Genomic DNA, 25982 nt, shown 5'->3' on the forward strand with positions numbered 1-25982 from the left:
GGGCGACGTATCATGAAACGGGCTGGCAAGCACCTCGGATGGGCCGCGGTGCCTCTGTTTAGGAGTTTTACGATGCGCACTGGCGTTATCGCAAAGAAAGTCGGGATGACCCGCCTCTTCCAGGAGGACGGTCGGCATGTGCCGGTTACCGTTCTTGCGCTGGAAAACTGCCAGGTCACTGCTCACCGCACTGCCGATCGCGATGGTTACTTCGCGGTCCAGGTCGGTTCGGGCGAGGCCAAGCAAAAGAATGTGAACAAGCCGCAGCGCGAAGCTTTCGCCAAGGCTCAGGTTCCGCTGAAGATGAAGGTCGCCGAATTTCGCGTCGACACCGAAGAAGCGCTGCTTCCCGTCGGTGCCCGCATTTCGGCCGAGCACTTCATTGCTGGCCAGAAGGTCGACATCACCGGTCATACCCAGGGTAAGGGTTTTGCAGGTGCCATGAAGCGTTGGGGCTTCGGTGGTCTGCGCGCTACCCACGGTGTGTCGCTCTCGCACCGTTCGCACGGTTCGACGGGTAACCGCCAGGATCCGGGCCGCGTGTTCAAGGGCAAGAAGATGGCCGGCCATATGGGCGACCGTCAACGCACCCAGCAGAACCTCGAAATCGTTCGTACCGACGCTGACCGCGGTCTTCTCTTCGTCAAGGGCTCGGTCCCGGGTGCGAAGAATGGATGGCTGCTGGTTAAGGACGCGGTCAAGATCGATCATGCAGAGCTGCCGTTCCCGGGTGTGATGTATCGCAACCGCGACGAATTCGAACATCAGGAAGCTGATGCCGGTCTCGTCGAGAACGCTGCAGAGCATGAAGTCAGCACGGAGGTTTCCGCCGAACAGCAGGAAAAGCTGCTGAAAGAGCAGGAAGCTGGTGTCGACACCGAAACCACCACCGATACGCCCGAAGCCGATGCCGGCTCGGACGAAAACAAGGAGGGCTGATCCGTGAAGGTGAAGGTCCAGAAAATCGACGGCAAGGCGTCGGGCGACATCGAACTGAACGATGACGTGTTCGGTGTCGAACCGCGCGCAGACATCCTGCATCGCGTTGTCACCTGGCAGCTCGAAAATCGCCGTGGTACGGCTCGCCCGACCCGCGAACGCTCGGACGTTGCTCGCACCGGCAAGAAGTGGGGTCGCCAGAAGGGCGGCGGCACGGCTCGTCATGGCGATCGCGGCGCTCCGATCTTCATCGGCGGCGGTAAGGCTCACGGTGCGCGCAAGCGTGACTTCGAGCAGTCGCTGAACAAGAAGGTTCGTGCACTCGGTCTCAAGATGGCTCTGTCGACGAAGGCCAAGGACGGGCTCGTGATCGTCGACAGCCTCGAGCTGAAAGATGCCAAGACCAAGGCGCTTGTTGCTACGTTCGGCCAGAATGGCTGGAGCGGCAAGGTCCTCGTGATCGACGGCGAAAGCGTCAATGACGGTTTCAGCAAGGCTGCTCGCAACATCCCGGGCGTCAATGTGATGCCGGCGATGGGTGCCAACGTCTACGACATCCTGAAGCACGACACGCTGGTCCTCACCAAGGACGCGGTCGAAAAGCTGGAGGCCCGTTTCAATGGCTAAGAAGCAGGAAGTTGAAGCACGTCACTACGACGTCGTGCTCGCACCGCACATCACCGAGAAGGCTACGCTTGCTTCCGAGCATAACGCAGTCGTCTTCAAGGTCGCCAACACCGCCACGAAGCCGCAGATCAAGGAAGCGGTCGAAGCGATCTTCGGTGTTAGCGTGATGGGCGTGAACACCATCAACATGAAGGGCAAGACCAAGCGCTGGAAGGGCAAGGCTTACAAGCGTGTCGACCAGAAGAAGGCTGTGGTCACCCTGAAGGACGGCGATTCAATCGACGTCACCAGCGGTATCTGAGGGCAGATAAGACATGGCACTCAAGAACTATAAACCTACGAGCCCGGGCCGTCGTGGCCTGATCCTCGTCGACAAGTCGGGCCTCTACAAGGGCAAGCCGGTCAAGTCGCTCGTCGAAGGCAAGCGCAAGACCGGTGGCCGCAACAACAAGGGCCACGTCACCTCGCGCGGCATGGCTGGCGGTCACAAGCAGAAGTACCGTTACGTTGACTTCAAGCGTCGCAAGTGGGACGTCGAAGGCACGGTCGAGCGGCTCGAGTATGACCCGAACCGCACCGCGTTCATCGCCCTGGTCAAGTACACGGACGGTGAACTGGCTTACATCCTTGCTCCGCAGCGTCTTGCTGTCGGCGACAAGGTCGTGGCTGGCGAAAAGTGCGACACGAAGCCTGGCAACGCCATGCTGCTCGGTCAGATGCCGGTCGGCACGATCTGCCACAATGTGGAAATGAAGCCTGGCAAGGGCGGTCAGATCGCTCGTGCTGCTGGTTCGTATGTCCAGCTGGTCGGTCGCGATCGCGGCATGGTCATCGTGCGTCTCAACAGCGGCGAGCAGCGTTATTTGCGCGCCGACTGCATGGGGACTGTCGGTGCCGTTTCGAACCCGGACAACCAGAACCAGAACCTGGGCAAGGCCGGACGTCGTCGCTGGATGGGCATCAAGCCGCTGACCCGCGGTGTCGCCAAGAACCCGGTCGATCACCCGCACGGTGGTGGTGAAGGCCGCACGAGCGGTGGCCGTCATCCGGTCACTCCGTGGGGCAAGCCGACCAAGGGCGCCCGTACCCGCAAGAACAAGCAGACGGACAAGATGATCATCCGTTCGCGCCACGCGAAGAAGAAGAGGTAATCCGACATGGCTCGTTCCGTCTGGAAAGGTCCGTTCGTCGAGCTCAGCCTTCTAAAGAAGGCAGAGACCGCCCAGGACGCCGGTGGCGCCAAGCCGATCAAGACTTGGTCGCGCCGTTCCACCATCCTGCCGCAGTTCGTTGGTTTGACGTTCAACGTCTACAACGGTCACAAGTTCATCCCGGTCTCCGTTTCGGAAGAGATGGTCGGCCACAAACTCGGCGAGTTCGCACCGACGCGTACTTTCCCGGGTCATGCTGCCGACAAGAAGGGTAAGCGCTGATGAGCAAGCAGAAGGCACCCCGTCGCGTTGCCGAAAACGAGGCGCTGGCCGTCGGAACCACCATCCGTGGTTCGGCGCAGAAGCTCAACCTCGTTGCCGGTCTGATCCGCGGCAAGAAGGCCGAAGAGGCCATGAACATCCTCGCTTTCTCCAAGAAGGCGATGGCGCGTGACGCCAGCAAGGTTCTCGCTTCGGCGATCGCCAATGCGGAAAACAACCACAACCTCGATGTCGACGCGCTGGTCGTTGCCGAGGCTTCGGTAGGCAAGTCGATCACGATGAAGCGTTTCCACACCCGTGGACGCGGCAAGTCGACGCGCATCCTGAAGCCGTTCAGCCGCCTTCGCATCGTCGTCCGCGAGCAGGAAGAGGCGTAAGATGGGCCATAAGAGCAACCCGATCGGTCTGCGCCTGCAGATCAACCGCACCTGGGACAGCCGCTGGTACGCCGAAGGGCGCGACTATGCCAAGCTGCTCAGCGAAGATGTCGAGATCCGCAAGTACATCGTGATGAGCCTGCCGCAGGCAGCCATCTCGAAGGTCGTGATCGAACGTCCGGCCAAGCTGTGCCGCATTTCGATCTATGCCGCTCGTCCCGGTGTCATCATCGGCAAGAAGGGCGCGGACATCGAGAAGCTGCGTGCGAAGCTGTCGAAGATGACCGCAAGCGAAGTGAAGCTGAACATCGTTGAAATCCGCAAGCCGGAAATCGACGCCAAGCTCGTCGCCCAAGGCATCGCCGACCAGCTTATCCGCCGCGTGGCTTTCCGCCGTGCAATGAAGCGTGCCGTTCAGTCGGCACTGCGTCTGGGCGCCGAAGGGATCAAGATCACCTGCGGCGGCCGTCTCGGCGGCGCTGAAATCGCGCGTATCGAATGGTATCGTGAAGGCCGTGTGCCGCTTCACACCCTGCGCGCCAACATCGACTATGCGGAAGCCGAAGCGCTGACCGCCTACGGGATCATCGGCATCAAGTGCTGGATCTTCAAGGGTGAGATCATGGCGCATGACCCGACCGCTCAGGATCGCCTCATGATGGAAGCCCAGACCTCTGGCGTCCGTCCGGCTCGCTGATTGCAGGATTAGGAAAGAACCATGCTGCAACCGAAGAAAACCAAATACCGCAAGGCGTTCAAGGGCAAGATCCATGGCAACGCCAAGGGCGGCACCACGCTGAACTTCGGGTCCTATGGCCTGAAGGCGATGGAACCGGAACGGATCACCGCGCGTCAGATCGAAGCTGCGCGTCGTGCGATCACCCGCCACATCAAGCGTCAGGGCCGTCTCTGGATCCGCGTCTTCCCCGATGTGCCGGTGTCCAAGAAGCCTGCCGAAGTCCGTCAGGGTAAGGGCAAGGGTTCGATCGAATACTGGGCCGCTCGCGTGAAGCCGGGCCGTATCCTGTTCGAGCTGGACGGCGTTGCCGGTCCGCTGGCCGCTGAAGCGTTCGAGCGCGCAGCTATGAAGCTGCCGATCAAGACCAAGGTAGTTGCCCGTCTGGGTGACGCATCGCACCTCGGAGGCGAATGATGGCCAAGACTGAAGACCTGCGCCAGAAGTCGGACGACCAGCTGGCTGAAGAGCTGACCACGCTGAAGCGCGAGCAGTTCAACCTCCGCTTCCAGGCGGCAACGAACCAGCTCGAGGCTCCGGCCCGCATCCGCGAGGTTCGCCGCACGATCGCCAAGATCAAGACGCTGCAGAGCGAGCGTTCGCGCTCGGCTGAAGCGAAGGCTTAAGGAGTAGACCATGCCCAAGCGTATCCTGATCGGGACCGTCACCTCCGACAAGACCGACAAGACCGTTACCGTGCTCGTTGAGCGCAAGGTGAAGCATCCCCTCTACGGGAAGATCATTCGCCGCTCGAAGAAGTACCATGCTCATGACGAGAAGAACGAGTTCACGCTCGGCGACGTCGTGCGCATCGAAGAAACCAAGCCGATCTCCAAGACCAAGACCTGGCAGGTGATCGATCGTGTTACCGCAGGCGGCACGCAGGCTGTCGAGGCTGACCTCGAAGTCGAAGCCGCAGGTAACTGAAGCAAGTTTGACGTAGGAACTGCCGGGCACTCGTCCCGGCAAGCCATTGAGAAGGAAACGGATCGATGATCCAGATGCAATCCAATCTCGACGTCGCGGACAACAGCGGCGCAAAGCGCGTCCAGTGCATCAAGGTGCTGGGTGGCTCTAAGCGCCGGACTGCCTCCGTTGGCGACGTGATCGTGGTTTCCGTGAAGGAAGCTCAACCGCGCACCAAGGTGAAGAAGGGCGATGTCCATCGCGCTGTCATCGTGCGCACGAAGAAGGACGTACGCCGCCCCGATGGCAGCGTGATCCGCTTCGACAGCAATGCCGCGGTGCTCGTGAACAAGAGCGAAGAGCCGATCGGTACCCGTATCTTTGGCCCGGTGGTTCGCGAACTTCGCGGTCGCGGGTTCATGAAGATCATCTCGCTTGCTCCGGAGGTGCTGTAATGGCTGCCGCTAAGATCAAGAAGGGTGACAGCGTCGTCGTTCTGTCCGGCAAGGACAAGGGCAAGACCGGAACCGTCGCGAAGGTCATGCCCAAGGACGGCAAGGTCGTCGTAGAAGGCGTCAACGTCGCAGCGCGTCACCGCAAGCCGACCCAGCAGAACCCGCAGGGTGGCATCGATCGCTTTGAAGCGCCGATGGCTCTCAGCAAGGTTGCGCTGGCCGATCCGAAGGATGGCAAGCCCACCCGCGTCCGTTTCGAAGAGAAGGACGGCAAGAAGGTGCGCGTTGCCGTGAAATCCGGGGAGACCATCGATGGCTGATTACACGCCTCGCATGAAGCAGCGCTACGACGACGAAATCGTCAAGGCGATGACCGAGAAGTTTGGCTACAAGAACCGCCTTGAAGTTCCCAAGCTGGAAAAGATCACACTCAACATGGGTGTGGGCGAAGCCAGCCAAGACAAGAAGAAGGTTCAGACTGCAGCCGAAGAAATGGCTCTGATTGCCGGGCAGAAGCCGGTAATCACGAAGGCCAAGAAATCCATCGCGCAGTTCAAACTGCGTGAAGGCATGCCGATCGGGTGCAAGGTTACCTTGCGTCGCGAACGCATGTACGAGTTCATGGATCGTCTCGTGACCGTGGCCATGCCACGTATCCGCGACTTCCGTGGCCTCAACACCAAGTCGTTCGACGGCCGTGGCAACTACGCCATGGGCCTGAAAGAACAGATCATCTTTCCCGAGATCAGCTACGACCAGATCGACAAGGTCCGGGGGATGGACATCATTGTAACCACAACGGCGAAAACCGACGACGAAGCTCGCGAGCTTCTGAAGCTGTTCGGCTTCCCGTTCCCGACTGAAAAGTCGGAAGAGAAGGAGGCGGCGTGAGCCGCTAGTAGAGGAACTTAAGTCCAATGGCGAAACTGAGTTCGATCAACAAGAACGAGCGTCGTAAGAAGCTCGTCAAGCAGTATGCGGACAAGTACGCGAAGCTGAAAGCTATCGCGAACGATGAAAGCCTCGATGAAGGCGAGCGTCTTATCGCACGCCTCAAGATGGCTGAACTGCCGCGCAACGCTAACCCGACCCGGGTGCGTAACCGCTGCTCCACCACCGGCCGCCCGCGCGGCTATTACCGCAAGTTCGGCCTCAACCGCATCGAACTGCGTGACCTCGGCAACAAGGGCCTGATACCGGGCCTGACCAAGTCGAGCTGGTGAGGTAAAGACAGATGGCTATGACCGATCCCCTGGGTGATATGCTCACCCGCATCCGCAACGGCCAGCGTGCGAAGAAGGACAGCGTCCTTTCGCCCGCCAGCAAGCTGCGTGCAAACGTTCTCGAAGTGCTTCAGCGCGAAGGCTACATCCGTGGCTACAGCGAAGACTCTTCGGGCAAGCACCCAGCGCTGCGGATCGAACTGAAGTATTTCGAAGGCGAACCTGCAATCAAGCATGTCGCTCGTGTTTCCAAGCCTGGCCGTCGCGTCTATTCGGGTTCGAAAGAACTCCCGATTGTACGTAACGGTCTCGGCATCACCATCGTCTCGACGCCGAAGGGCGTGCTTTCGGACGCCGAAGCGCGCACCGAAAACGTCGGTGGCGAAGTGCTGGCGGAGGTCTTCTGATGAGCCGCATCGGTAAAAGGCCGGTAGCGATCCCAAGCGGGGTCACTGCCAATATCGACGGTGACACGCTTAATGTGAAGGGGCCAAAGGGCACCTTGGCATTGGGACTGTCCGACCTGATCGAGTACAAGCTGGAAGATGGCGAGATTTCGGTCAAGCCTGCCAACGATACTCGCGCCGCCCGTAACCACTGGGGAATGCAGCGTACGCTGGTTTCTAACCTGGTCGAAGGCGTCACCGAAGGTTTCACCAAGGTGTTGGAAATCACCGGTGTCGGTTATCGTGCACAGGCGCAGGGCAAGAAGCTCAAGCTTCAGCTCGGCTATTCGCACGATGTCGATCTCGATGTGCCCGAAGGTCTTGAAGTGAAAACGCCGGACCAGACCACCGTGGAGATTTCCGGTATCGACAAACAGGCCGTTGGCCAGTTTGCCGCCGAGGTGCGCCGCTGGCGCAAGCCCGAACCTTACAAGGGCAAGGGCATCAAGTACCGCGGCGAGTATATCTTCCGCAAGGAAGGGAAGAAGAAGTAAGATGGCAAAGCTCTCTCTCTTTGAACGCCGCCGCCGTCGCGTCCGCACCGCGCTTCGCAACGTGTCGGGTGGCAAGCCCCGCCTGTCGGTGCACCGCACCGGCCAGCACATTTACGCGCAGATCATCGACGATGCTGCCGGCAAGACCGTTGCCGCTGCTTCGACGCTCGGCGTGAAGGGCTCGGGTGCAAATGTCGATGCCGCCAAGAAGGTTGGCAGCGACATTGCCGCTGCGGCCAAAAAGGCCGGCGTGACCACTGTCGTGTTCGATCGCGGCGGCTTCCTGTTCCATGGCCGCGTCAAGGCGCTGGCCGACGCCGCCCGTGAAGGCGGGCTGGAGTTCTGATGATGGCTGACGAAAACAAGAACGAAGAAACCGTGACGGCGGAAACGCAGAACGCGGTAACCAACGAGCAGCCGGCTGTTGCCGATACGCCGTCCGAAGCCGCTGACAATCAGTCTGCCGCTCAGGGCGACGAAGGTCAGCCTCGCCAGGGCCGCGGCCGTGGTGGCAATCGCGAAGGCGGCCGGGGCCGTGGTCGTGGTCGTCGCGACGATCGCCGCCAGCGCGAGGAAGAAGACGACGGCATCATCGAGAAGCTCGTCCACATCAACCGCGTCAGCAAGACGGTGAAGGGCGGTAAGCGCTTCGGTTTCGCTGCACTCGTCGTTGTGGGTGATGGCCAGGGCCGCGTCGGCTTCGGCAAGGGCAAGGCTCGCGAAGTACCCGAAGCAATCAGCAAGGCGACTGCCGCTGCCCGCAAGAAGATGATCCGTGTCGCTCTGAAGGAGGGTCGGACCCTTCATCACGACGGCAAGGGTCACTTCGGCGCCGGCAAGGTCACCGTGCGTACGGCACCTGCAGGTACCGGTATCATCGCCGGTGGTCCGATGCGCGCCGTGTTCGAAAGCCTCGGCGTTGCCGACGTGGTGACCAAGTCGGTCGGCACCTCGAACCCCTATAACATGATCCGCGCCACTTTCGACGCCTTGCAGGACCAGACTTCGCCGAAGTCGGTCGCGCAGCGTCGCGGCAAGAAGGTTGCAGACCTTCTTGGCCGTGGTGGCGCTTCGGAGGCAGAGGCTGAAGCCGATGCTGCCGCTATCGCGGAGTAAGTTCGATGGCTGACAAGAAGAACACCATCAAGATCAAGCAGGTCGGTTCGCCGATCCGCCGTCCTGAAAGCCAGCGCAAGATCCTCATCGGTCTCGGGCTGAACAAGATGCACAAGATCGTGGAACGCCAGGACACCCCCGAGGTGCGTGGCGCAATTGCAAAGATCCCGCATCTGGTGACCGTGGTCGACTGATCGACCAGGTTTAACAATTTGACGGGAGCGGCCTGCTGCGATAGCGGGCCGTTTCCATTTTTACAGCGCGAACAAAAGCGAAAGCGAGTGCACTATGAAACTTAATGAGATCCGTGACAATTCCGGCGCACGCAAGGTCCGCATCCGTGTGGGCCGTGGTATCGGTTCGGGTAAGGGCAAGACCGGTGGCCGTGGCCAGAAGGGCCAGAAAGCCCGTTCGGGTGTTGCCATCAAGGGCTTCGAAGGCGGCCAGATGCCGCTTCACATGCGCCTGCCGAAGCGCGGGTTCAACAACCCGTTCGGCAAGGACTACGCAGAAGTGAACATCGGCATGGTCCAGAAGTTCATCGACGCGAAGAAGCTCGATGAGAAGGCCGTGCTCGACCATGAGACGCTTCGCGCGGCCGGCCTGGCTCGCGGCGGCAAGGATGGCGTTCGCCTCCTTGGTAAGGGTGAGCTCAAGGCCAAGGTCAGCTTCAAGGTTGCCGGTGCATCCAAGGGTGCAATCGAGGCAGTCGAAAAGGCTGGCGGCAAGGTCGAAGTGATTGCGGCAGACAAGCCCGAACATGAAAAGAAGGCTGCTCGCGCCGAAGCCAACAAGGCGAAGAAGGCAAAGTAAGCGGGAAAAATTCGGGGGGCGGGGTTCGACATTCCGCCCCCCGTTCCCTATCTAGCCTTCCTGTGCCGGGAGGGACCGGCGCCAATTCAGGATTGAACAGATTCCCATGGCATCACGCGCCGACAACATCGCGAGCAATATGAGCCTCGCCAATTTTTCCAAGGCCACCGAACTCAAGAACCGCATCTGGTTCACGATCGGTGCTTTGATCGTCTTCCGCTTCCTCAGCTTCGTTCCGCTGCCTGGCGTGAACCCGCTGATCCTGAGCGATCTCTACGATCAGACGCGCGGCGGGATTCTCGACCTCTTCAATACATTTTCGGGTGGTAGCCTGGAGCGCATGAGCCTCATCGCGCTTGGCGTCATGCCCTATATTACGGCGTCGATCGTCGTGCAGCTCGCTGCTGCATTGCATCCATCGCTTGCGGCCCTCAAGAAGGAGGGCACCGTCGGACGGCAGAAGCTCAACCAGTACACTCGGTACGGAACGGTGTTTCTTTGTGCCATCCAGGGCTGGTTTCTAGCCTCCGGTCTGGAAAGCTTCGGTGCGCAGAGCGGCATGCAGGCAGTGGTCGATCCGGGCGTTATGTTCCGTATCGGGGCAGTCATCAGCCTGGTCGGCGGAACGATGTTCCTGCTGTGGCTGGGCGAACAGATTACCAGTCGCGGGATTGGTAACGGCGTATCGCTGATAATCATGGCAGGGATCGTGGCGCAGTTCCCGACTTTTGTCTCAAACCTTGGTTCGGGATATTCCGAAGGCTCGATCGCTACGGGCATCATCGTCGGTCTGATCGCCATGGTTGTAATCCTGATCCTCGGGATTTGCTTTATGGAGCGTGCGCAGCGCCGTCTGCTCATCCAGTATCCGAAGCGGGCAACGCAGCGCGGCATGATGCAGGCTGATCGTTCGCATCTGCCGCTCAAACTCAACACCGCGGGCGTCATTCCTCCGATTTTTGCCAGTTCGCTTTTGCTGCTGCCGCTGACGATCACCCAGTTTGCCGGTAATTCGGTCGATACCGACAGTGCAGCTGGCGGCTTTCTGCAGTCGGTGTTGCAGTATCTGCAGCACGGCCAGCCACTTTATATGACGCTATATGCGCTCGGTATCATCTTCTTCTGCTTCTTCTACACCGCGATTGTGTTCAATCCGGAAGAGACGGCTGACAATCTGAAGAAGAACGGCGGGTTCATCCCTGGCATTCGTCCCGGCAAGCGGACTGAAGAATATCTCGATTACGTTCTGACGCGTATCACGGTCATTGGGGCGATCTACCTGACGATCGTCTGTGTCCTGCCGGAATACATGATCGCACAGACCGGCGTTCCGCTGTTCCTCGGCGGTACCAGTCTGCTGATTGTCGTGAACGTGACGGTCGATACGATCAGCCAGATCCAGTCGCATCTACTGGCTCACCAGTATGGCGATCTGATCAAGAAAGCGAAGTTGAAGGGACGCCTGCGCTAAGGCACGTCAGGCGCGAAGGGGACTTTACGCAATGGATATCATCCTCCTTGGGCCCCCGGGCGCGGGTAAGGGAACACAGGCACAGCGATTGGTGGAGCATCATGGAATGCGCCAGCTGTCGACTGGGGACATGCTCCGCGAAACCCGCAAGGCCGATAGCGAACTTGGTCGCAAGGTGTCCGACATCATGGATTCCGGCGGATTGGTATCGGATGAGATCGTATCCGCAATGATCGACGCCAAACTTGGCGAGATGGGCCCGGAGATGGGTGCCATTTTCGATGGTTACCCGCGCACGGCAGCGCAGGCCGAACAACTGGATGACATTCTCGCGAAGCATAATCGTCAGCTGGATCATGTGATCGAGTTGGAGGTCAATGAAGACGCTCTCGTGGAGCGGATCACCGGGCGTTACACCTGTGCCAATTGCGGCGCGGGCTATCACGACGTCTTCCATCTTCCCGTGAAGGAAGGTGTTTGCGACAAATGTGGCTCGACGGAATTCAAGCGTCGCCCGGATGACAATGAAGAGACCGTACGCACGCGCATGCAGGAATACCGTGGCAAGACAGCACCGATACTGCCCGGATATGAAGCTCGTGGAATTGTAAGCCGTGTCGATGGGATGGCGTCGATTGAAGACGTCACGCACGCCATAGACTCGATTTTGTCCCGCTAATCCGCGGGGGCGGACCTCACTTCACATTATTACGCAGCTTCTCGCCTGAAATGGCGAACGAGCCATGATGGGCGCCGTGTTTAGCTCGCTGCTTGCGCGGGGCGCAAAATTAACCCGTACGCCATAACCTCCGAACAGCGCGATCCCCTCCTCCGGGTTAGCCTTTCAGCTCTGCATGGCCCGGAGAGCGGGGAAACCTAACTGAGTGTACCCGTTGAGTGTGTTCGGGATCACGAGTTCACGTGATCCTGTTTGCACAAGATGGGAGATGCAATTGGCGTCCGTTTACGACCGGCATGTTGATCTGGATACGTTCATGGAAGGCGTGAAGAAGCGCAATCCAGGGCAGGAAGAGTTCGTTCAGGCAGTCCAGGAGGTCGCGCAGGACGTCTACAGTTTCATCGAGGACAAGGAAGAGTATCATGAGGCGCAGATCCTGCGCAGGATCGCGGAACCCGATCGCATCGTAAGCTTCAGGGTCTGCTGGGAGGATGACGATCAGAATGTCCGCGTCGAGCGTGGCTGGCGAGTGCAGAACAACAACGCCATCGGACCATACAAGGGTGGGATCCGCTTTCATTCGAGCGTAAACGAAAGTGTGCTCAAGTTTCTGGCTTTCGAGCAGACCTTCAAGAATTCTCTCACCGGCCTGCCTCTGGGCGGGGGTAAGGGCGGATCGAATTTCAATCCGAAAGGGAAAAGCGATCATGAGGTCATGCGCTTTTGCCAGAGTTTCATGACCGAGTTGCATCGCCACATCGGCCCTGATGTCGATGTGCCGGCGGGTGATATCGGCGTCGGTTCGCGCGAGATCGGTTACATGTTCGGCCAATATAAGCGGATCACCAATCGGTGGGAGGGTGTGCTGACTGGTAAAGCCACCGAGTATGGCGGCTCGCAAATGCGACCGGAGGCGACCGGGTATGGCGCGGTATATTTCCTGCGCAATATGCTTTCCCATGCTGATCAGGAGATCGAGGGGAAGACGGCGGTCATATCCGGCGCGGGGAATGTCGCAATCCACGCCGCGGAAAAGCTCGTTCAACTGGGCGGGAAGGTCCTGACGTTATCGGACAGCGGCGGCTTTATCTACGACCCCGACGGCCTTGATCAGGAAAAAATCGATTGGGTTAAGCGCCTTAAGAACGAGAGGCGCGGACGTATCAGCGAATATGCGGACGAATATCCCGAAGCGACCTATCATGAGGATGAGCAGCCATGGAGCGTCGAGTGCGACGTGGCCCTGCCGTGCGCCACCCAGAACGAGCTGGATGAAAGCGCTGCAAAGTTGCTGTTGAAGAACGGATGTATCGCCGTTTCCGAGGGAGCCAATATGCCGACCACGCTAGAAGGAGTGAAGGCATTTCACGACGCGAAGATCATGTACGGTCCTGGCAAGGCTGCAAACGCTGGTGGTGTCGCGGTCTCCGGCCTCGAGATGAGCCAGAACTCCGAACGGGTCAGCTGGAACCACGAGCGTCTGGGCGAAGAACTGGCCGAACTGATGGACGGCATCCACGAAAAATGCGTCGAATTCGGTGAAGCGGACGGATATGTCGATTATGTCCGCGGGGCGAATATCGCCGGCTTCAAGAAGGTCGCAGACGCCATGCTCGCGTTCGGAGTGGTGTAAGAAACTTTGACCGTGCCGATGGGATTGGCTAAAAGGGTTGAACTATCAGGCGGGCCGCCCATATCGGCGGCCTTGTCGTCACGTGCGCGCAGGATGCTTGACGCTGTTGGCGAATCCTCCTAAGCGCGCGTTTCATTCGACATTGCGGTGTGTCCGGCAGGCGGTAGCTATTCGTGCGCCATCCGGACTTTTGTTTCAGGCAAGACCCGTCGATGTCGGTGTGTTTAGCGATGAGATGGGGCTGCGGCATGAGCCGTCCCTGTGGAGCATGGAGAAGTAAGTGGCTCGTATTGCCGGGGTAAATATCCCCACCAACAAGCGCGTTATTATCGCGCTCACCTATATTCACGGTATCGGCCGTTCAAAGGCCGTCGAAATCGCCGACAAGCTTGGCATTGATCACTCGCGCCGGGTTCAGGATCTTTCCGACGAGGAAGTTCTTCGCGTTCGTGAAACGATCGATGCGGACTTCACTGTCGAAGGCGATCTGCGTCGTGAAACCGCGATGAACATCAAGCGGCTCATGGACCTCAAGTCCTTCCGTGGCTTGCGTCACCGTGCCGGTCTGCCCGTTCGTGGCCAGCGCACTCACACCAACGCCCGTACCCGTAAGGGCAAGGCCAAGCCGATCGCCGGCAAGAAGAAGTAAGCCTGGGGTAACCCAGCGCTTTTCCCTTCTTGAGAGAATGTAAGGAAGAATAACCATGGCACGCGAACCCGGCCGCGTTAGGCGCCGCGACAAAAAGAACATTTCGAGCGGCGTTGCGCATATCAACGCCAGCTTCAACAACACCATGATCACCATCACAGATGCGCAGGGCAACGCGATTAGCTGGTCCAGCGCAGGCATGATGGGCTTCAAGGGTAGCCGCAAGTCGACTCCCTATGCTGCCCAGGTCGCCGCCGACGACGCGGGCCGCAAGGCTGCCGAGCATGGTGTGCGCACGCTGGAAGTCGAAGTGAAGGGCCCGGGCTCGGGTCGTGAAAGTGCGCTGCGCGGTCTCGCTGCAGTCGGTTTCACCATCACGTCGATCCGCGACGTGACGCCGATCCCGCATAACGGGGTTCGCCCGTCCAAGCGTCGTCGCGTCTGATCCGTACCTGCCTGGCGGCTCGCTAGCGGGCCGCCGACACACCCTCACGGACCGGACGCTCTATCGAAGAGCGCCGGTCCTGCCCGCATCCGAACCAGGGGATTTTCATGTCCGTCAATATTAAGAACTGGCAGGAACTCAAGAAACCCAGCGTCCTTGACATCAAGGATACCGGCGACAAGGCCCGCAAGGTTACCTTCGTGGCCGAACCGCTCGAACGTGGCTTCGGCCTAACGCTCGGCAATGCGCTGCGCCGCGTGCTTCTCAGCTCGCTTCAGGGCGCTGCGATCACCTCGATCAAGATCGAGAACGTCCTTCACGAATTCAGCTCGCTCGCTGGCGTGCGCGAAGACGTTACCGACATCGTCCTCAACGTGAAGCAGATCGCGCTGAAGATGGAAGGCGAGGGCATGAAGCGCCTTCAGCTTTCCGCAACCGGCCCCGGCGAAGTCAAAGCCGGCGACATCGCTGTTTCCGGCGATATCGAGGTGATGAACAAGGATCTCGTGATCTGTCACCTCGACGAAGGTGCGACCCTCAACATGGAACTGACGGCAGACACCGGTAAGGGTTACCGCCCTGCCGTGATGAACCGTCCCGTGGACGCGCCGATCGGTCTAATACCTGTCGACAGCCTGTATTCGCCGGTTCGCCAGGTGAGCTACAAGGTCGAGAACGCCCGCGTCGGGCAGGAACTCGATTACGACAAGCTTTCGCTGACGATCGAAACCGACGGCACAGTCACTCCGGAAGATGCAGTGGCATATGCTGCGCGCATTCTTCAGGACCAGTTGACGCTGTTCGTCCACTTCGAAGACGGCATCCCGCAGCCGACTTCGGCGATGATCGGTCAGGCAGCCGAACCTCAGGAAAGCGACACCAACCAGCTTAATCGTTACCTTCTCAAGAAGGTCGACGAGCTGGAACTGTCGGTCCGTTCGGCAAACTGCCTCAAGAACGACAATATCATCTATATCGGCGACCTGGTTCAGAAAACCGAAGCCGAGATGCTCCGTACGCCGAACTTCGGCCGCAAGTCGCTCAACGAGATCAAGGAAGTGCTCTCGTCGATGGGTCTGCGCCTCGGCATGGACATCCCTGGCTGGCCGCCAGAAAACATCGAGGAAATGGCCAAGAAGCTCGAACAAGAGCTGCTGGGCTGACACCTCGCGTGGGGCATGGGCCGGACCCCTCAATCCGGCCCGTATCGGGCTACCTAGAACGGGCCCCCTACGAACGAAGGAAGAACTGAAATGCGTCACAAGATTTCCGGCCGCAAGCTCCAGCGCAAGACTGGCCACCGTAATGCGATGTTCCGCAACATGGCGGCCGCTCTGATCAAGCACGAGCAGATCATGACCACGCTGCCCAAGGCGAAGGAAATGCGTCCCTACATCGAGAAGTTGATCACGCTGGCAAAGCGTGGCGGCCTTTCGAACCGCCGTCTTGCAATGAGCCGCCTGCAGGACGAAACGCAGCTCAAGAAGCTGTTCGACGTTCTGGCGGAACGCTATTCGGATCGTGAAGGCGGTTACACCCGCATCATCAAGGCTGGCTATCGCGGCAGCGACGCCGCCCAGATGGCTGTGATCGAATTCGTCGAGCGCGACGAAGACGCAAAGGGCCAGGATTCGGGTCCGGTTGAAAGCGAAGAAGAGTTCGAAGACGCGTAAGGCGCACTTCGAAATAAGAGACAAGCGGGGCCGGGAGGGAAACTTCCCGGCCCTTTTGTTTTGCACGCGCCTTCAGCCGTGCCAAAAGGCGGGGATGATCAGACATGCCCTTGCAGCAACCGCACTTCTCGCCGCCACCCCACTTGCCGCCCAGTCGACGACGCAGGACGAACTCGACGCCCGCTACGATCGTGCTCTGGCCGCCGGGTACAAGGCGCTATTCCTGTGCAGCGCGCTGAGTGGTGATGCGGCGCATCTGCGGCGCAGCGAATCTTCGGTGAACGATTACGAACTGTCCGGCATTCAGGAGCCGCTCAATGCGATCATGCCGGAACTTACGCATAGTATCGCGCGCGGGAGCGATGGCGGGCTCGATTATGTAGTGGTGCCATGGGCCGACGACATGTCGCCGCGCGTCGCTGCTTATCGCCAGGGAAAAGGCTGTGCGCTGCTTCCGATCGGTGCCGCTCTACCCGATAGCGAGGCTGTCCGCTCGACGCTAATCGACAGGGTCGGCGATCCCAATGTCTATCCGCTTCGCGACGCTATCGCGCCCGCCACCATGCGCGCGGCCGAGGCGGCTCTGAGAGAAACCTACGGCGAGGGGACCCGGACAACGGCGGTGATGGTCCGGCAGGACGATCGCACCCGTGGGGAAGCCTATGCCCAGGGATACGACGCGGATTTGCCGCAGCGCACCTGGTCGGTCGCCAAGAGCCTCGCGGCCACGCTGATCGGTGCGGCGGTCCAGCGCGGCGAAGCGGATGTCGCAGCTTCTGCCGGGCTCGGGCTCGACGATAGCGACCCGCGGCGGGCGATAACTATCGACCATCTGCTCCGAATGGCCTCGGGCCGCTATTCGGACACGCCGGGCAACCGCACCGATCCGCTTTACTTTGGCGGCGCGACCGTGGGCGAGGTGGCGCTCGATTGGCCGCTGCTCAATCCGCCGGGCACGATCTATCGTTACGCCAACAACGACACGCTGGCTGCAGTCAAAGCGATCGAGGAAACGTTCGAAAAGCATCCGCCGGCCGGACTGTTCGAAACCCTCGGCATGCATTCCACCGTGGCTGAGACCGATTGGCAGGGTGACTATATCCTTTCCAGCCAGGTCTGGACCAGTTCCGCCGACCTTGCCCGCTTTGGCCAGCTTTATCTCGACGATGGAATGCGGAACGGCACCCGCATCCTGCCCGAAGGCTGGATTGATTACGTATCTACTCCCTCCGGTCCGCAGCCCGATGGCCCCTTCGGCTATGGTGCAGGGTTCTGGTTGCTCAACAATTCCGAGGGCGTTCCGGCCGATACGTTTGCGGCCTTGGGCAATCGCGGGCAGTTCGTCGTCATCGTGCCGAGCATGAACACGGTGATCGTGAGAAGGGGAGAGGATCCGCCCGGTGCGCGGTTCGATATCGCAGCCTTCACCCGCGATGTTCTTGTTTCTCTTCAAAATTAGGTATTCAGAAAAGTGCGGCAATTCCTGAACGGTGACTGTCGCTAGAGTTCAGCCGGACCTCACTGCGAATCGTCTAGAACCTCTTTTACAGCCGAGGCAGTCCCGCCGCGGCCCAATGAGGAGGACCTCGAGATGAAAACATTTGCAAAGACGTTCGCGAAGGGTGGGATCGCAACGGCAGCCGTGGGTGCCATGGCACTCGCAGGGGCGACCCCCGCGCAGGCTCGCGGCCACGACGATGGCATTTCCGTCGGCGAAGTGATTGCCGGTGCCGTCATCATCGGCGGTATTGCAGCGGTCGCCAGCGCCGCCAGCAGGGACCGCGACTATTATCGGGGCGACCGCTATTATCGCGACGGCCGATATTACAACAATGGCAACGACTACCGTCGCAACGCTTATGCAAGCAGAGGTAACCCGCGTGCTGCTGTAGAGCGCTGTGTCAACGCTGCGAGAAACGATGCCCGGCGCTACGGTTATCGTCATGCCCAGGTTACGGAAATCCGCGATGTCGATGACACTCGATATGGCTGGAAGGTGAAGGGCCGGATGGTCGTCGATGGCAGTTATGCCGGTGGGCGTTATGACCGTTATGGCTATCGTGACCGGAACAATCGCTATCAGCGCTGGAATGACCGTGACAGTGGCAATTTCACCTGCCGGATAGAACGCGGACGCGTTGCCGATCTCGACTTCAGCGGCATCCGCGGGCTGCGGTAATTCACGAAACATACCACTATGGGCGGTTCAGGCATCGTTTAGCCTGAACCGCCTAACTACGCATCATCAGCAATTGCGCGTTTAGGTGGGGCGCGCCGAAGGGGTATCGGACATGCCGTCCATTAAATCCATTTCTGTCGTACCAGCGTTTCTGGCCGTCGTATCAATGACGGCCATGCCCGCCCAAGCGGCCGAACTGCCGCAGGTCGGACCGGTGCACGTTGCACAGGCCATCAGCCCGGCTTGGGCACCAGGCGACGACACGGCCGATCAATACCGGCGCTACAGGCACCGCCGCCATCGCGGCGTGGACGCCGGCGATGTGATTGCAGGCGTTTTGATCCTCGGCGGAATTGCCGCAGTGGCGAGTGCTGCAAGTAGTTCGCGTGATCGAAATCCACGCTATCCTGATCCTCAGCGCGGCGATTATCGTTATGACGACACCCGCGGGCTGGACCGTGCGGTGAGTATCTGTGTGGACGAGATCGAGCGTAATGCGCGTATTCAAACCGTCGATGCGGTCAATCGCAACGCGCGTGGGTGGAGCGTGACCGGTTCAATGTATGATGGGCAGAGCTTCAGCTGTGCGATCGGCGAAAACGGGCGGATCGATGCGATCGACTACGGTCGCGGCGGTGCCACCTACGGAAATGGCTATCCCGATGGCGGATATGGCTACGACGCCAACAATGGTATCGACGACCGGCAGTATAGCGATGATTACTACGCTGCCGCACGAGCACGCACTGAAAACGCCGTGCCAGCCTATCCCGGTGGGCCGTTGCCGGGTGAAGAGGACCAGTCGTACGGCGCAGCCGATATCGAATACGGTGACGGCTATCAGGGCGCGGGAAATTAATCCCTTCCGTAGGCAGGCAGGGCCAGGTTCCATCTGATTGCAGCGAGCCGCAGGCCATATCCGGCGGCCGTCGCACCCACCCAGACCCACTCGCGCACCAGGCCCACCAGATCGCCAAGCACATTGGTGGTGGCTGAAAGGGCGGCGGCCGTTACGTACAGTTCCGGCCGCATGAGGATCGATGGTCGGCCAGCTATGACGTCGCGAATGATGCCGCCCACACAGCCGGTTATAACTCCCATCAGTATGGCAGGGGTGGGCGGTAAACCATATTCCAGTGCTTTGGCGGACCCGAGAACTGCATAGGCAGACAGGCCAAGTCCGTCCGCAACCGAGAGGAACCGCCCCTCCCACCAGCGGGTAGGCGTAAACCAGGCGAACAGCGCCATCGCCAGACAGATCGCCGCCACCCAAGCATCATGAATCCAGAATACCGGTGCCCCGATCAGAAGATCACGGACCGTGCCGCCGCCAACGCCGGTGATCAGGGCAAAGAAGGCGAGCGTAACGAAGGTTTGCCTCTCCTTCGCCGCTACCAAAGCGCCGGTAAGAGCAAAGATGGCCACACCGGCAAGATCCAGCCAGTCGAGCAGGGGGGTAAGAACTTCGGAATTCACGATGCAACCATACGCGATTTTCGGCGTCGAAACAGCAGCACGCAGCCGAACAGCGATCCGATTACCGACAGGATGGCGAAGAGTATCAGGATCAGATGATGCGTGTCCTCGCGCGTTTGCAAGTCCATGATGTGCAACCCCCACATGAAGTCGAAGGTACGCCACCATTTCGTCCGGACCGCTTCTATCTGCCCAGTTTCCGTTCCGACGTAAACGTGCGTCCCGTCATTCAGGACGACTTGCCAAACCGGCATGGCACGACGGAAATCGAGCGGCACCGCTTCCGCTTCGAAACGGGCCGTGCTGGCAACTTGGTCACCACCGTCGATGCCGTCGGCCACAATCAGGCGAGCCTCGACTTCAGACAACGGACCCATAGGACTGCCGTCGGGCCGGAAGCGGGCGGTCTTGCCGTCCATGTAGGTGATGCGGGTGGTGGGTTCGCCACGTTCCACCTGCGTGGTTACCGATCGTACCGGACGTGTACTTTCAGCCGGCAGCGACACGGCAATTTGCGTATCGGCGGGCAGGGCGCGTTCTGGAACATGTTTGCGCAGATGGTTGCCGCGGACTTCCTCTATGGGTTTCGCCACCATGACGAGGCCGGTAATCGTCCACATCAGAATGGGCGCCCCCACCAGCCATCCGAGCCAGATGTGCAATTTGGCCAAGCGCTTCATCGCGCGCTGCTGTCCCATCTTGCGAAGGCTCCCTAACCGTGGATGATTGTGCCGATGGCTTCTGCTGCGGCGATGCAATCGAGGTCGGCCCACCTGCGCGATATGACCTGCAGTCCGCAAGGTAGGCCCCCGCTTTCGCCCACAGGAAGAACGGTGGCGGGAAGGTTCGGATAAGTCGCCAGCCCGGCCCAGCACAGCGCCGCTCCCCCAGGCTGTTCCGCTCCGTTTATGGTCATAGTCCCATCGAAGACGCGGCCATCGCGGTGCGGGACAGCGAGAACAGGTGCAGGCGGGGCAAGGACGAAATCGTAATTATCGAATAGGGTATGCCAGGCGTTCTCGTTGCGGGTTTGCGCATCAAGCATGTCGAACCAATCTGTCGCGCTGGCCCGCTCACCGTTGGGTCCTGGCATGCCGCGAGCCATGGCTACATTGAGCATCCGCATATATTCCGTCTGTTGTCGCGCCAGATCGGGGAGCAGTTCGCTTTTGCGGTCGATGGTTACCCCGGCCCTTCCCAGTGTTGCTGCCGCCGCTTCGATCGGAGCCTGCACCGAAATGTCGGTTGGGCAGGACGGGTGTTCGGTGAGGAGGAGAATCCGGCAGTCCCGCAGCGTCTTCTCCATCCTCCGCAGCGGAACGGTTTGTGTCAGTTGCAACAGCAGGCGAAGATCGGCAGCGTTGCGGGCAAGCGGCCCAGCGATGGACAGCGCACCATCATGGGCATCACCGCCGCTCATGGAAGGGTGATCGTGTCCCTGTTTTGAGATGAGACCCCAGCTCGTCTTGTGACCCCAAACTCCGCAGAAATGGGCAGGAACGCGCACCGATCCGCCGATGTCGGTGCCATATTCACAAGGGACCATGCCGCTTGCGACGGCCGCAGCCGAACCACCCGAGGACCCGCCTGGCGAGCGCTCATGGTCATGGGGGTTGTTGGTACGGCCATAGACCGGGTTATTCGATTGCCAGTCGGCCAGATCGGGCGGCACATTTGTCTTGCCCAGGAAGATGGCGCCCGCAGCCTTCAACTGGCTGACCACTCTGGAATCGCGAGATGCCATGCTGTCGGCATAGGCCTCATGACCCCAGCTGGTGGGAAGCCCTTCGATATCGAAGCTTTCCTTGATCGTCATGGGAACGCCGAACAAGGGGCGTGCACGCGCCGAACGATCATCCGTCATCGCCTTGGCCCGATCCCGCGCCCGGTCGAAATCTGTCACCACCACGGCGTTGATGTGCGCATCCAGACGCTCGATCCTCGCGATGGCCGCCTCCACCGCGTCGAGCGGGGACATCTCGCCCCGGCGCATCGCTTCTGCAAGTTCGATAGCACCGGGATTGTCGGTCAGCGTCGGATAAGCCATGATGTCTCCTCTTGGGTCGGCAATGTCGGATAAGCCGACCCCGCGGTCAATCGCGCACTTGCGCGGGACACATGGCCGCCGCATGACGTTGCGCTGATGTCATAAAGATAATTCTGGAGGACCGATCATGCGTCGCGCCATTCTTCCCCTACTGCTCGCCAGCGCAGCCTGCACCCCTGTTGCCAATGATGCTCCGGTCATGTCTACCGATGCACCCCCCGCTGCCGCGTCCGATGGTTACGATCTCCAGGCCCAGTACGCGAAGCTGGCCGTCATCGAGATGGCACCGGACACGTCTTACCTGACTGCGGAAGAACGCGACGTCGTCAATCTGCTGATCCAGGCCAGCGGCTATATGGACGAGATTTATCTGCGCCAGCGCTTCGCCGCCAACCCGCAGGTTCGCCAAGCCATCTCGCGCAGCCGCCGTGCCGATCGAGATCTGCTGTTGACCATGTTCGACCGGTATTACGGCGCTTGGGACGATCTCGACGAGTTTCATCCCTTCTGGGGCACAGAGCCGCTGCCCGAAGGGGCCGGCTTCTATCCCACCGATCTGACCCGTGAAGAATTCGATGCCTATCTGACGGCTCATCCTGCACAGAAAGACGAATTGCTGGCCCCGTACACCGTGGTGAAGCGCGAGGGCGATGGGCTGGTCGCTGTCCCTTATTCGGTGGAATATCGCGAGTGGCTAGAACCTGCTGCCAAACTCTTGGAACAGGCCGCCCAGCGTACGAGCAACCCGAGCCTCAAGAAATTCCTGACATTGCGTGCCGCCAGCTTCCTGTCCGACGACTATTACGAAAGCGAAATGGCGTGGATGGACTTGGCCGACACGCCGATCGAAGTCGCGATCGGACCTTACGAAGTCTATACCGACCGGCTGTACGGTACGAAAACCGCCTTCGAAAGCTTCGTCACGCTGCGCAATCCCGAAGAGAGCGCCGCTTTGGCGAAGTACAAGAATTACCTGCGCGATATGGAAGGCAACCTTCCGATCGAGGATCGCTACAAGAATTTCCAGCGCGGCTTCGAAAGCCCCATCGCAGTGGCCGATCAGATCCACGGTGGGGGCGACAATGTACCAGGCGTGCAAACCATCGCTTTCAACCTTCCCAATGACGAGCGGGTGCGCGAAGCCAAAGGTGCCAAGAAGGTCATTCTCGCCAACGTACTCGGCGCGAAATACGAACGCATTCTGGATCCTATCGGCGATGTCGTGCTGAAGCAGGATCAGGCCGCACTGGTCGCGAAGAAGTACATGGAACTGGAGACGCTGTTCCATGAACTGTCCCACAGCCTCGGGCCCGGTACGATTACCAAGGATGGCCGCCAGACGACGGTGAACGAGGAATTGAAGGAACAGTATTCGGCGCTGGAAGAGAGCAAGGCGGACGTCATGGGCGTCTGGAACATTCTCTTCATGATGGAGAAGGGCGAAATCCCCGCTGCCGAGAAGCAGCAACTTTATGCCAGCTATTTCGCCGGTATTTTCCGCGCGATGCGCTTCGGGATCGATGAGGCGCACGGCAAGGGTGCAGCGTTGCAATATGGGTATCTCAAGCAAAAGGGTGCGTTCACCTGGGATGTCGCTGCCAACCGCTACATCGTCGACTATGCGAAAATGGAAGCCGGTCTGCGCGACCTTTTGCATGACCAGCTGATGCTGCAGGCGAATGGCGATTACGAAGGGACCAAGGCGTTCTTCGCTCGTTATGCCAAGCTAGACGATTGGGCGCGCGGACGCTTCGCAGCAATGAGAGATATTCCAGTCGATATTCAACCGATCTACCCGAGCGAAGTTTAGATAGCCGTCAACGGGGGGCGAGGATCACCGATGCGGTGCCCGTCCCCCAGACTGGTAGATACAGGCCCTGTCCCGCCGCCTTCAGGCGTCCGGTCTTCACCTCGTCGATTTGGGCACGAATAACGACATCGCCTTCGCGCTTGGTATCGATGGCATTGGCGATCTTGGCCATCAATTCATCGTAATCTTCTTCGAAATTCTGCGTCAGAGCAGTCGCAATGGTTTGTGAGAACCCGGGCGAATTGGCGATCTGCAACAGGAAATCGGTGGTGTCGCGATCGGTATCGCCGGTAATTTCGAGGTTGGAAAAACTGACCTTGCGAGAGCCCGGCTCGTTGACGGGGAGGGCGGTCAGCCAAACCTGGCCCGTCGCATCGCCGAACTTTTCGTCGGCTCGGGCTGCCTTGAAAGTCAGGCCCAGCGCAATGCGGTTTCCGGTAGTGCCATAGGCAACGACCTGTCCGAACCTTGCGTTGACCGGCCCGATCCCGGGCACTTCGAATGGCCGCGCGGACCTTTTGATCAAAGCTTTGGCTACCACCGGTTCGAGTTGTTTGTAATCGGCGATGACGGGAATGAAGAACTGCATCTTGCCAGGCTGATCTTCGAGCTTTGCAAGTGGCGGCAAGGGTTTGCGCTTTGGGTCTGGCTGACGCTTGCCGACGAAGGTCTCGGTCACCGCCTTCATGCCCAGTCGCAACTCCATGCGTTTGCCGCGCAGCGTGTAGCCGCCGTAATAGAGTTGTTCGGGCACGATCCGCATCCAGACCGGCGGGTTCGTCTCGTTAAGCTGAAGGGATGTGAAGGCTTCGCCCCATAGGCGTTCGATATCTTCCCGCAGACCCAGCTTCGCCAGTTCCTGCGGCAAATTGCGTTCCAGGCGCGCGATCAGGGGGTTCAGTTTGGCGTCCGCGTCACTGGTGAACTCGATACGCTGTCCAAGGAAGTCGACGTGGGGTTCGTCGGTCCAGTCGTACTGGATGTCGACTTTGCCCTGCGGGTTCCATTGGCTGTCGATCGAAAGCCGGGCGACGACGCGCACCCTGGCATCTCCCGTTGCGGTTTCCTGTTTGAGGATACCGGCAATATCCTGCGCCTTGATTTCGGCATGGATCGGCATCGTGAGGATGATGTCGCGTCCGCGACCGTCGATCGTAACGCGTCCGCGTGTCACAGTGCCCACGATGTCGCATTTGATGGTGGGCGTCTTGAGCTTGACGAAGGCCACCTTGACCTTTTTCGATGCGGCGCAGGTCTGGTCCTTGCGGTCTATGGTCCACAAGGTTCGCGGTATCTCTTTCGACATCTGCGTTTCGAGCGCGGTCAGATCGGCAGTTACGGGTACTGCGACGAGCGAACTTCGAGGTTCGATGTCGATCGTGTCCGTAGCGCGCGGAGGCGGCTCGAAATCCGGCTCCCGGCTGCAGCCGACCAGCGCCATTGCGCTACAGCTTGCGGCGATCGCCAAGTGCCTGATTTTCATGCTCGATCGCCCCGATGCCCTGTTGCGCAAATCTGCGGCATGGATGGGGTATCGGCAAGCGGAAAGTTTATCGGGACGATCCCATGAGGAACAATGCCAATCCATATCCGAGGATAGCCGAGGCACCGTAGCCGACGAGCGGGAAGGGATAGTTCGATACAAGAGCAGCGATGGAGAAACCGGCAAACGATCCGGCAAGGGCGAAGCGCTGGCTGACCGTTCCGCTGCGCAGCCCGGCGAGCAGCGCGACCGTGCCCAGCAGGGCGACCAGAATGCCGACTGCCAACCACAGCGAAACCTGAGCAGCGTCGACCAGAATACGTTCAACGTACGGCTGGGCGGGGAGTTCGCCGCGGACCAGCATGGACAGGCTGGCGAGGAAGGCTGCAAATGCGATGCAGCCTGTCGCCCAGTGGGGCCGCGCCACATAGAGCCCGATTGCGGCACCTGTTACGGCCAGCCCAGTGCCGGCATCGGGCTGGAGGAAGACCGCCACCAACGCCGCGACCAATGCTATCCTGCCGGGCCCCTTACTTTCTGCGGCCAGAACACTGATGGCGGGCAGAACAAGCAGCCCGGCATGGAGCAGCACCGGGCCGATCGGCAGCCAGCGCGCGATGCCATTGATCGCCACGCCGGTGAACAGGGGGACGAATAACAGTACGACCAGTGCGACAAGGATCGGCAGCCGATGCTGGCGTTGCACGCGCGGCTTGCCGAAAGCCATCAGCGCGATCGACAGCAACAGAGCTGTCGCGTTGACGAGAAGGTAGCTCCTTGGAGCACCAGCAAGCAGCAGATATGTCAGCCCGACGAGCGCGGGTATGGCGAGTGCCGGAATTGTCGACACTCGCGCAGACATTCAGATTCTC

The 25982-nt window shown here is 59.9% G+C and carries 36 protein-coding genes; 31 read left to right on the plus strand and 5 right to left on the minus strand.

Annotated features, from left to right (window positions below; genetic code table 11):
* The first annotated feature begins 72 nt into the window (after positions 1 to 72).
* The 30 genes from rplC (at position 73) to ACIGGE_RS11170 (ending at position 19153) form a co-directional block, all read left to right on the plus strand.
* Positions 73 to 939 carry a 50S ribosomal protein L3 gene (gene rplC / locus ACIGGE_RS11025; RefSeq protein ID WP_103023195.1) on the plus strand — a complete coding sequence of 289 codons (867 nt, stop codon included), beginning with the start codon at positions 73 to 75 and terminating at the stop codon, positions 937 to 939.
* 3 nt (positions 940 to 942) lie between these two features.
* On the plus strand, positions 943 to 1566 hold the full coding sequence (gene rplD, locus ACIGGE_RS11030; RefSeq protein WP_103023196.1) for a 50S ribosomal protein L4: 624 nt from the start codon (positions 943 to 945) through the stop codon (positions 1564 to 1566).
* A complete protein-coding gene (locus ACIGGE_RS11035) occupies positions 1559 to 1867 on the plus strand; it encodes a 50S ribosomal protein L23 (protein WP_103023197.1) in 309 nt (102 codons plus the stop codon). Before rplD ends, ACIGGE_RS11035 begins: the two co-directional genes overlap by 8 nt.
* Before the next feature lie 13 nt (positions 1868 to 1880).
* The gene (gene rplB / locus ACIGGE_RS11040; RefSeq protein ID WP_196846409.1) at positions 1881 to 2717 is read left to right on the plus strand and encodes a 50S ribosomal protein L2; all 837 of its coding nucleotides are present in this window, start codon (positions 1881 to 1883) and stop codon (positions 2715 to 2717) included.
* A 6-nt stretch (positions 2718 to 2723) separates the two neighbouring features.
* Entirely contained in the window at positions 2724 to 2999 is a 276-nt protein-coding gene (rpsS, locus tag ACIGGE_RS11045; protein ID WP_067464762.1) for a 30S ribosomal protein S19, read from the plus strand.
* The gene (gene rplV, locus ACIGGE_RS11050) at positions 2999 to 3376 is read left to right on the plus strand and encodes a 50S ribosomal protein L22 (protein ID WP_103023199.1); all 378 of its coding nucleotides are present in this window, start codon (positions 2999 to 3001) and stop codon (positions 3374 to 3376) included. The genes rpsS and rplV overlap by 1 nt, the downstream gene beginning before the upstream one ends.
* 1 nt (position 3377) lies before the next feature.
* Positions 3378 to 4073 (plus strand): 30S ribosomal protein S3, encoded by a 696-nt coding sequence (gene rpsC, locus ACIGGE_RS11055; RefSeq protein WP_397490374.1) that lies wholly within the window; start codon positions 3378 to 3380, stop codon positions 4071 to 4073.
* Positions 4074 to 4094: 21 nt separating this feature from the next.
* A complete protein-coding gene (rplP, locus tag ACIGGE_RS11060) occupies positions 4095 to 4529 on the plus strand; it encodes a 50S ribosomal protein L16 (protein ID WP_103023201.1) in 435 nt (144 codons plus the stop codon).
* Positions 4529 to 4738 carry a 50S ribosomal protein L29 gene (gene rpmC, locus ACIGGE_RS11065; RefSeq protein WP_067464826.1) on the plus strand — a complete coding sequence of 70 codons (210 nt, stop codon included), beginning with the start codon at positions 4529 to 4531 and terminating at the stop codon, positions 4736 to 4738. Before rplP ends, rpmC begins: the two co-directional genes overlap by 1 nt.
* Before the next feature lie 10 nt (positions 4739 to 4748).
* Entirely contained in the window at positions 4749 to 5039 is a 291-nt protein-coding gene (gene rpsQ, locus ACIGGE_RS11070) for a 30S ribosomal protein S17 (RefSeq protein ID WP_067690112.1), read from the plus strand.
* A 65-nt stretch (positions 5040 to 5104) separates the two neighbouring features.
* The gene (gene rplN / locus ACIGGE_RS11075) at positions 5105 to 5473 is read left to right on the plus strand and encodes a 50S ribosomal protein L14 (protein WP_067464754.1); all 369 of its coding nucleotides are present in this window, start codon (positions 5105 to 5107) and stop codon (positions 5471 to 5473) included.
* Positions 5473 to 5793: a 50S ribosomal protein L24 gene (gene rplX, locus ACIGGE_RS11080; protein WP_103023202.1), complete on the plus strand. Its 321-nt coding sequence runs from the start codon at positions 5473 to 5475 to the stop codon at positions 5791 to 5793. Before rplN ends, rplX begins: the two co-directional genes overlap by 1 nt.
* The gene (rplE, locus tag ACIGGE_RS11085; protein ID WP_103023203.1) at positions 5786 to 6364 is read left to right on the plus strand and encodes a 50S ribosomal protein L5; all 579 of its coding nucleotides are present in this window, start codon (positions 5786 to 5788) and stop codon (positions 6362 to 6364) included. The genes rplX and rplE overlap by 8 nt, the downstream gene beginning before the upstream one ends.
* A 26-nt stretch (positions 6365 to 6390) precedes the next feature.
* Positions 6391 to 6696 (plus strand): 30S ribosomal protein S14, encoded by a 306-nt coding sequence (gene rpsN / locus ACIGGE_RS11090; RefSeq protein WP_103023204.1) that lies wholly within the window; start codon positions 6391 to 6393, stop codon positions 6694 to 6696.
* Between the two features lie 11 nt (positions 6697 to 6707).
* Positions 6708 to 7103: a 30S ribosomal protein S8 gene (gene rpsH / locus ACIGGE_RS11095; RefSeq protein WP_103023205.1), complete on the plus strand. Its 396-nt coding sequence runs from the start codon at positions 6708 to 6710 to the stop codon at positions 7101 to 7103.
* Positions 7103 to 7636, plus strand: a complete 534-nt coding sequence (gene rplF / locus ACIGGE_RS11100) for a 50S ribosomal protein L6 (RefSeq protein ID WP_103023206.1) — start codon at positions 7103 to 7105, stop codon at positions 7634 to 7636. The genes rpsH and rplF overlap by 1 nt, the downstream gene beginning before the upstream one ends.
* A gap of 1 nt (position 7637) precedes the next feature.
* On the plus strand, positions 7638 to 7982 hold the full coding sequence (rplR, locus tag ACIGGE_RS11105) for a 50S ribosomal protein L18 (RefSeq protein ID WP_103023207.1): 345 nt from the start codon (positions 7638 to 7640) through the stop codon (positions 7980 to 7982).
* Positions 7983 to 7984: 2 nt separating this feature from the next.
* Positions 7985 to 8752, plus strand: a complete 768-nt coding sequence (gene rpsE, locus ACIGGE_RS11110; RefSeq protein WP_375247061.1) for a 30S ribosomal protein S5 — start codon at positions 7985 to 7987, stop codon at positions 8750 to 8752.
* Between the two features lie 5 nt (positions 8753 to 8757).
* Positions 8758 to 8946 (plus strand): 50S ribosomal protein L30, encoded by a 189-nt coding sequence (gene rpmD / locus ACIGGE_RS11115; RefSeq protein ID WP_103023209.1) that lies wholly within the window; start codon positions 8758 to 8760, stop codon positions 8944 to 8946.
* A gap of 94 nt (positions 8947 to 9040) precedes the next feature.
* Positions 9041 to 9565, plus strand: a complete 525-nt coding sequence (gene rplO, locus ACIGGE_RS11120) for a 50S ribosomal protein L15 (RefSeq protein WP_103023210.1) — start codon at positions 9041 to 9043, stop codon at positions 9563 to 9565.
* 106 nt (positions 9566 to 9671) lie between these two features.
* On the plus strand, positions 9672 to 11036 hold the full coding sequence (gene secY / locus ACIGGE_RS11125) for a preprotein translocase subunit SecY (protein WP_103023211.1): 1365 nt from the start codon (positions 9672 to 9674) through the stop codon (positions 11034 to 11036).
* Positions 11037 to 11067: 31 nt separating this feature from the next.
* The gene (locus tag ACIGGE_RS11130) at positions 11068 to 11715 is read left to right on the plus strand and encodes an adenylate kinase (protein ID WP_397490375.1); all 648 of its coding nucleotides are present in this window, start codon (positions 11068 to 11070) and stop codon (positions 11713 to 11715) included.
* Positions 11716 to 11989: 274 nt separating this feature from the next.
* The gene (gene gdhA / locus ACIGGE_RS11135; protein ID WP_397490376.1) at positions 11990 to 13348 is read left to right on the plus strand and encodes an NADP-specific glutamate dehydrogenase; all 1359 of its coding nucleotides are present in this window, start codon (positions 11990 to 11992) and stop codon (positions 13346 to 13348) included.
* A gap of 280 nt (positions 13349 to 13628) precedes the next feature.
* Positions 13629 to 13997: a 30S ribosomal protein S13 gene (gene rpsM / locus ACIGGE_RS11140; protein ID WP_103023214.1), complete on the plus strand. Its 369-nt coding sequence runs from the start codon at positions 13629 to 13631 to the stop codon at positions 13995 to 13997.
* A 55-nt stretch (positions 13998 to 14052) separates the two neighbouring features.
* Positions 14053 to 14442 (plus strand): 30S ribosomal protein S11, encoded by a 390-nt coding sequence (gene rpsK, locus ACIGGE_RS11145; protein ID WP_006831904.1) that lies wholly within the window; start codon positions 14053 to 14055, stop codon positions 14440 to 14442.
* A gap of 107 nt (positions 14443 to 14549) precedes the next feature.
* Positions 14550 to 15605, plus strand: a complete 1056-nt coding sequence (locus ACIGGE_RS11150; protein WP_103023215.1) for a DNA-directed RNA polymerase subunit alpha — start codon at positions 14550 to 14552, stop codon at positions 15603 to 15605.
* Between the two features lie 90 nt (positions 15606 to 15695).
* The gene (gene rplQ / locus ACIGGE_RS11155) at positions 15696 to 16115 is read left to right on the plus strand and encodes a 50S ribosomal protein L17 (RefSeq protein ID WP_103023216.1); all 420 of its coding nucleotides are present in this window, start codon (positions 15696 to 15698) and stop codon (positions 16113 to 16115) included.
* Between the two features lie 94 nt (positions 16116 to 16209).
* The gene (locus tag ACIGGE_RS11160; protein ID WP_397490377.1) at positions 16210 to 17574 is read left to right on the plus strand and encodes a serine hydrolase domain-containing protein; all 1365 of its coding nucleotides are present in this window, start codon (positions 16210 to 16212) and stop codon (positions 17572 to 17574) included.
* A 132-nt stretch (positions 17575 to 17706) separates the two neighbouring features.
* Positions 17707 to 18294, plus strand: a complete 588-nt coding sequence (locus tag ACIGGE_RS11165) for a hypothetical protein (protein WP_103023218.1) — start codon at positions 17707 to 17709, stop codon at positions 18292 to 18294.
* A 112-nt stretch (positions 18295 to 18406) separates the two neighbouring features.
* On the plus strand, positions 18407 to 19153 hold the full coding sequence (locus ACIGGE_RS11170; protein WP_397490378.1) for a hypothetical protein: 747 nt from the start codon (positions 18407 to 18409) through the stop codon (positions 19151 to 19153).
* Here ACIGGE_RS11170 and ACIGGE_RS11175 read toward each other — a convergent pair.
* The 3 genes from ACIGGE_RS11175 to ACIGGE_RS11185 are packed head-to-tail and all read right to left on the minus strand — an operon-like array spanning position 19150 to position 21817.
* Positions 19150 to 19770, minus strand: a complete 621-nt coding sequence (locus ACIGGE_RS11175; protein ID WP_221597616.1) for a trimeric intracellular cation channel family protein — start codon at positions 19768 to 19770, stop codon at positions 19150 to 19152. The two genes, ACIGGE_RS11170 and ACIGGE_RS11175, sit on opposite strands and share 4 nt — an antisense overlap.
* A complete protein-coding gene (locus ACIGGE_RS11180) occupies positions 19767 to 20468 on the minus strand; it encodes a PepSY domain-containing protein (RefSeq protein ID WP_397490379.1) in 702 nt (233 codons plus the stop codon). The genes ACIGGE_RS11175 and ACIGGE_RS11180 overlap by 4 nt, the downstream gene beginning before the upstream one ends.
* A gap of 14 nt (positions 20469 to 20482) precedes the next feature.
* Positions 20483 to 21817, minus strand: coding sequence for an amidase family protein (locus tag ACIGGE_RS11185; protein ID WP_397490380.1), 1335 nt, complete (start codon positions 21815 to 21817; stop codon positions 20483 to 20485).
* Positions 21818 to 21944: 127 nt separating this feature from the next.
* Between ACIGGE_RS11185 and ACIGGE_RS11190 the strand changes: the two genes are divergently transcribed.
* Complete coding sequence (locus ACIGGE_RS11190; RefSeq protein ID WP_397490381.1) at positions 21945 to 23627, plus strand: hypothetical protein; 1683 nt, start codon at positions 21945 to 21947, stop codon at positions 23625 to 23627.
* Between the two features lie 7 nt (positions 23628 to 23634).
* Here ACIGGE_RS11190 and ACIGGE_RS11195 read toward each other — a convergent pair whose 3' ends face one another.
* Positions 23635 to 25110: a DUF4403 family protein gene (locus ACIGGE_RS11195; protein ID WP_397490382.1), complete on the minus strand. Its 1476-nt coding sequence runs from the start codon at positions 25108 to 25110 to the stop codon at positions 23635 to 23637.
* Positions 25111 to 25177: 67 nt separating this feature from the next.
* Positions 25178 to 25960: a hypothetical protein gene (locus ACIGGE_RS11200; protein ID WP_397490383.1), complete on the minus strand. Its 783-nt coding sequence runs from the start codon at positions 25958 to 25960 to the stop codon at positions 25178 to 25180.
* Positions 25961 to 25982 lie beyond the last annotated feature (22 nt).

It is taken from the genome of Qipengyuania sp. NPDC077410 (assembly GCF_044543405.1).
Classification (GTDB): domain Bacteria; phylum Pseudomonadota; class Alphaproteobacteria; order Sphingomonadales; family Sphingomonadaceae; genus Qipengyuania; species Qipengyuania pacifica.

Coding starts and splice junctions, on each gene's coding strand:
- rpsQ (WP_067690112.1), top strand. CDS start 4,749: ATGCCCAAGCGTATCCTGATCGGGACCGTCACCTCCGACAAGACCGAC.
- ACIGGE_RS11160 (WP_397490377.1), top strand. CDS start 16,210: ATGATCAGACATGCCCTTGCAGCAACCGCACTTCTCGCCGCCACCCCA.
- rplP (WP_103023201.1), top strand. CDS start 4,095: ATGCTGCAACCGAAGAAAACCAAATACCGCAAGGCGTTCAAGGGCAAG.
- rpsN (WP_103023204.1), top strand. CDS start 6,391: ATGGCGAAACTGAGTTCGATCAACAAGAACGAGCGTCGTAAGAAGCTC.
- rplO (WP_103023210.1), top strand. CDS start 9,041: ATGAAACTTAATGAGATCCGTGACAATTCCGGCGCACGCAAGGTCCGC.
- rplB (WP_196846409.1), top strand. CDS start 1,881: ATGGCACTCAAGAACTATAAACCTACGAGCCCGGGCCGTCGTGGCCTG.
- rplQ (WP_103023216.1), top strand. CDS start 15,696: ATGCGTCACAAGATTTCCGGCCGCAAGCTCCAGCGCAAGACTGGCCAC.
- rpsS (WP_067464762.1), top strand. CDS start 2,724: ATGGCTCGTTCCGTCTGGAAAGGTCCGTTCGTCGAGCTCAGCCTTCTA.
- ACIGGE_RS11165 (WP_103023218.1), top strand. CDS start 17,707: ATGAAAACATTTGCAAAGACGTTCGCGAAGGGTGGGATCGCAACGGCA.
- ACIGGE_RS11150 (WP_103023215.1), top strand. CDS start 14,550: ATGTCCGTCAATATTAAGAACTGGCAGGAACTCAAGAAACCCAGCGTC.
- rplE (WP_103023203.1), top strand. CDS start 5,786: ATGGCTGATTACACGCCTCGCATGAAGCAGCGCTACGACGACGAAATC.
- ACIGGE_RS11185 (WP_397490380.1), bottom strand. CDS start 21,817: ATGGCTTATCCGACGCTGACCGACAATCCCGGTGCTATCGAACTTGCA.
- rpsK (WP_006831904.1), top strand. CDS start 14,053: ATGGCACGCGAACCCGGCCGCGTTAGGCGCCGCGACAAAAAGAACATT.
- secY (WP_103023211.1), top strand. CDS start 9,672: ATGGCATCACGCGCCGACAACATCGCGAGCAATATGAGCCTCGCCAAT.
- rpmC (WP_067464826.1), top strand. CDS start 4,529: ATGGCCAAGACTGAAGACCTGCGCCAGAAGTCGGACGACCAGCTGGCT.
- ACIGGE_RS11170 (WP_397490378.1), top strand. CDS start 18,407: ATGCCGTCCATTAAATCCATTTCTGTCGTACCAGCGTTTCTGGCCGTC.
- rplC (WP_103023195.1), top strand. CDS start 73: ATGCGCACTGGCGTTATCGCAAAGAAAGTCGGGATGACCCGCCTCTTC.
- rplX (WP_103023202.1), top strand. CDS start 5,473: ATGGCTGCCGCTAAGATCAAGAAGGGTGACAGCGTCGTCGTTCTGTCC.
- rplV (WP_103023199.1), top strand. CDS start 2,999: ATGAGCAAGCAGAAGGCACCCCGTCGCGTTGCCGAAAACGAGGCGCTG.
- ACIGGE_RS11180 (WP_397490379.1), bottom strand. CDS start 20,468: ATGGGACAGCAGCGCGCGATGAAGCGCTTGGCCAAATTGCACATCTGG.
- rpmD (WP_103023209.1), top strand. CDS start 8,758: ATGGCTGACAAGAAGAACACCATCAAGATCAAGCAGGTCGGTTCGCCG.
- rpsH (WP_103023205.1), top strand. CDS start 6,708: ATGGCTATGACCGATCCCCTGGGTGATATGCTCACCCGCATCCGCAAC.
- rplR (WP_103023207.1), top strand. CDS start 7,638: ATGGCAAAGCTCTCTCTCTTTGAACGCCGCCGCCGTCGCGTCCGCACC.
- rplN (WP_067464754.1), top strand. CDS start 5,105: ATGATCCAGATGCAATCCAATCTCGACGTCGCGGACAACAGCGGCGCA.
- rpsC (WP_397490374.1), top strand. CDS start 3,378: ATGGGCCATAAGAGCAACCCGATCGGTCTGCGCCTGCAGATCAACCGC.
- ACIGGE_RS11130 (WP_397490375.1), top strand. CDS start 11,068: ATGGATATCATCCTCCTTGGGCCCCCGGGCGCGGGTAAGGGAACACAG.
- rpsE (WP_375247061.1), top strand. CDS start 7,985: ATGGCTGACGAAAACAAGAACGAAGAAACCGTGACGGCGGAAACGCAG.
- ACIGGE_RS11190 (WP_397490381.1), top strand. CDS start 21,945: ATGCGTCGCGCCATTCTTCCCCTACTGCTCGCCAGCGCAGCCTGCACC.
- ACIGGE_RS11195 (WP_397490382.1), bottom strand. CDS start 25,110: ATGAAAATCAGGCACTTGGCGATCGCCGCAAGCTGTAGCGCAATGGCG.
- ACIGGE_RS11035 (WP_103023197.1), top strand. CDS start 1,559: ATGGCTAAGAAGCAGGAAGTTGAAGCACGTCACTACGACGTCGTGCTC.
- rplF (WP_103023206.1), top strand. CDS start 7,103: ATGAGCCGCATCGGTAAAAGGCCGGTAGCGATCCCAAGCGGGGTCACT.